The organism is Limnobaculum eriocheiris, from assembly GCF_021010575.1.
Lineage (GTDB): Bacteria > Pseudomonadota > Gammaproteobacteria > Enterobacterales > Enterobacteriaceae > Limnobaculum > Limnobaculum eriocheiris.
The window spans coordinates 1-2,243 of the sequence record NZ_JAJNAG010000086.1; the positions used below are offsets into that span (position 1 = coordinate 1).

Genomic DNA, 2,243 nt, shown 5'->3' on the forward strand with positions numbered 1-2,243 from the left:
GAGGTGGAATGACCGTTTCGGATCACATCACTCGTTTCAGAACAGCGGGGACAAACTACATCAATCTTTGCCATCAATCATCCAAAGGGCGAAGAATACCACAACACTAAATATGCGTCACGACCCGTTCTGGCTAATCAGGTAGCAGAAGAGTTGAGAGGGCTTGGTTTACAAGATGTTCAGGTTAGTGATCGATCTATATTAACTGCAACCCTTCCTGCCAATGTCGATTATTCGCTTCCTGCAGTCGCGTTTTTTGGTCATTTAGATACCAGTGCAGAGCAAACAACGGATACCCATGCACAAATATTACCCTATTCTGGAGGGGATCTTTGCCTGAACGAGCAGCAGCAAATCTATTTACGCCAGAGTGAATTTCCCGAATTGAGCGACTATATCGGCGACGAGATTATTGTTACCGACGGTACCAGCCTGTTAGGTGCAGATGATAAAGCGGCCATCGCATCAATCGTCAATATGATCCAATATTTAGTTCAACATCCTGAGATTAAGCATGGTCCGGTTAAAGTGGGTCTGGTTCCCGATGAGGAGCAAGGGTTACGCGGTGCTAAGGTCTTTGATGTAAAAAGTTTTGGTGCAGATTTTGCCTATACGCTGGATTGCTGTGGTATTGGTGAACTGGTGTATGAAAACTGGAATGCAGGAGATGCAGCTATTGTATTTACCGGCCAGTCGGCTCACCCCATGTCAGCCAAAGGAAAGCTAAAAAACTCACTGCTAATGGCCCATAAGTTTATTTCTATGCTACCCGGAGGTGAAGCGCCAGAGTACACCGAAGGTCGGGAAGGGTATTACTGGGTCAAACAGCTACATGGCAATAGCGCCAAAACCGTCTTGAACATGGACATTCGGGATTTTACAGAACAGGGTTATCAACAACGGATGCAATTCCTGCAAAATCTTTCAGATAGCTTTGCGGCACTTTGGGGAGAAGGGAGTGTGAAATGCACGCTTTCCGATCGTTATGCCAATGTGTTTAACAGCTTACAGGGGGAATCGGCCTATCCGATTGATATTGCCACACAGGCTTATCGTAATTTGAATATTGAGCCTAAAGTAACACCAATGCGTGGAGGATACGATGGTGCTGCCCTGTCACAAAATGGTCTGCCATGTCCGAACGTATTTACAGGGGCACATAACTTCCATTCTATCTATGAATATTTACCGGTTAAGTCACTTCGGGCGGCCAGCCAGGTATTGGTGGAAATCGTGAAGTTGACGGAACAGCGCTTTAAAGGGTAATAAAAATAGTAGCCACGACGAAACCATCGCCGTGGCTATAAAAACATTCGCAGTGGCGTATTGTTACTGGAATTCCCGACAAATTAATCGGGTATTTTCTTCAGGTATTGGTTCCTTAGTTAAACCGCAATAAGGTTTTCCCTGCTCTGTTTGATGAAAACGGCATTGATAACATTCACCAAATATTCGCTGATTTTCTTGTTTTTGTAATTGTCGTAACAGCAGAAGCAACTGTGCCTGAAGTGATTCTCCCTGGTGGGGTAGGGAAGTACAGGCCTGATCGATAGCGTTTTGCGATATCACTCCATAGAGAATATCTCTGGCTTTGTTGGTTATAAATAACCGCACAATACGTTTATCGTGGTTATCACCTTCACGGATTATCCATCCCTGACTTTCCAGCTTACGTAATGATTGAGATATGGTACCTTTGGTAAACCCCAGATACTCAGCAACGGCACCTGGCGTATTAGAGTAGTGGTTACAACGAGAAAGATAATATAACGCACTGATCTGTACAGAAGGCAGATGACGTAGTTGCGGGTCACGATAAAAATAGCTCTGTTGCAGATTTGCCAGTCGTTCCAAAATATCAAATAGTGTCATTAATTCCCTCCGCTATAAATATAGTAGCGATTCGAAACAATATTGACAAGTAAAAGCTTTATTCTTTATTGTTATTTGGTATCGATTCGATACTAATTGATGTGAGGGAGTAAAATGGTTAATAAAGCGAAAGAAGTGATTTTTTATCACGCGGGCTGCCCGGTTTGCGTTAGTGCTGAAAACTCGGTATTAAGCCTGATCGATCCTGCTGTAAAGGTACGTATTGTTCATTTAGGTCAGGAAAGTGGGTCGTGACGCATATTTAGTGTTGTGGTATTCTTCGCCCTTTGGATGATTGATGGCAAAGATTGATGTAGTTTGTCCCCGCTGTTCTGAAACGAGTGATGTGATCCGAAACGGTCATTCCACCT

The 2,243-nt window shown here is 43.8% G+C and carries 5 protein-coding genes; 3 read left to right on the top strand and 2 right to left on the bottom strand.

The genetic code is table 11. From position 1 onward, the window contains the following. Window positions 1-74: IS1 family transposase (locus tag LPW36_RS17515; RefSeq protein WP_338085967.1), on the bottom strand; the 74-nt coding region annotated here is incomplete at its 3' end. Here LPW36_RS17515 and pepT point away from each other — a divergent pair. Then, window positions 73-1,266 carry a peptidase T gene (pepT, locus tag LPW36_RS17520; protein ID WP_420844817.1) on the top strand — a complete coding sequence of 398 codons (1,194 nt, stop codon included), beginning with the start codon at window positions 73-75 and terminating at the stop codon, window positions 1,264-1,266. The two genes, LPW36_RS17515 and pepT, sit on opposite strands and share 2 nt — an antisense overlap. Window positions 1,267-1,329: 63 nt before the next feature. Here pepT and LPW36_RS17525 read toward each other — a convergent pair whose 3' ends face one another. Beyond that, window positions 1,330-1,872, bottom strand: a complete 543-nt coding sequence (locus LPW36_RS17525; protein WP_230611870.1) for a MarR family winged helix-turn-helix transcriptional regulator — start codon at window positions 1,870-1,872, stop codon at window positions 1,330-1,332. Window positions 1,873-1,986: 114 nt separating this feature from the next. On the opposite strand from LPW36_RS17525, the gene LPW36_RS17530 reads away from it, so the two are divergent. Both LPW36_RS17530 and LPW36_RS17535 read left to right on the top strand, forming a co-directional pair. Then, on the top strand, window positions 1,987-2,127 hold the full coding sequence (locus LPW36_RS17530) for a cupin domain-containing protein (protein ID WP_230611872.1): 141 nt from the start codon (window positions 1,987-1,989) through the stop codon (window positions 2,125-2,127). A 43-nt stretch (window positions 2,128-2,170) separates the two neighbouring features. After that, window positions 2,171-2,243 (top strand): IS1 family transposase (locus LPW36_RS17535; protein WP_338085959.1); only part of this gene is annotated, 73 nt, incomplete at its 3' end.

Bases quoted from the DNA above. Each gene is read 5' to 3' on its own strand.
- LPW36_RS17530 (WP_230611872.1), top strand. From the start codon at position 1,987: ATGGTTAATAAAGCGAAAGAAGTGATTTTTTATCACGCGGGCTGCCCG.
- LPW36_RS17525 (WP_230611870.1), bottom strand. From the start codon at position 1,872: ATGACACTATTTGATATTTTGGAACGACTGGCAAATCTGCAACAGAGC.